Origin of the sequence: Rahnella perminowiae, from assembly GCF_019049695.1 — a bacterium.
Lineage (GTDB): Bacteria > Pseudomonadota > Gammaproteobacteria > Enterobacterales > Enterobacteriaceae > Rahnella > Rahnella perminowiae.
On sequence record NZ_JAFMOT010000079.1, the window covers coordinates 1 to 461 of the forward strand.

The 461-nt window shown below is 48.8% G+C and carries 1 protein-coding gene; it reads right to left on the minus strand.

Annotated elements, in window-relative coordinates; all coding sequences use genetic code 11:
* A partial coding sequence (locus tag J1781_RS00375) for a glycine--tRNA ligase subunit beta (RefSeq protein WP_217233016.1) occupies positions 1-461 on the minus strand: 461 nt, incomplete at both ends.

Here is a 461-nt window from a genome sequence, read left to right on the forward strand (position 1 = left end):
GCTTGTTCAATGCCAAAAATACCGACCAGCGTATCCAAACGGTCTGCTAATCCCAGTGCCGTTCCAATGTTGGTCGCCGGTAATTTATCGCCGCAAAATTTTGGTAGATATTGCTCTTCGATTGCCGCCGCCACCGCTTCTGGCTCTTGGTTTAAACGCGCATAGTAAGTCCCTGCCACGCCTTGCAATTCTGGAAACTCACCCACCAAGGTACTGGCAAGGTCTGCTTTTGACAGCAAGCCTGCCCGTGCCGTTTGCTCAACGTCTTCGCCAATTTGGGTGGCAATAAAGGCAGCTAGCTTGGCAATACGCTCAGATTTTTCCCAAATTGTCCCTAACTTATCTTGGAATACGCGGGTTTTGAGATTTTCAGTCAGTGCAAACAATGGCTGTTTTTGGTCTTGTAAAAAGAAAAACTCGGCATCGGCAAGGCGTGGACGTACCACTTTTTCGTTACCGGC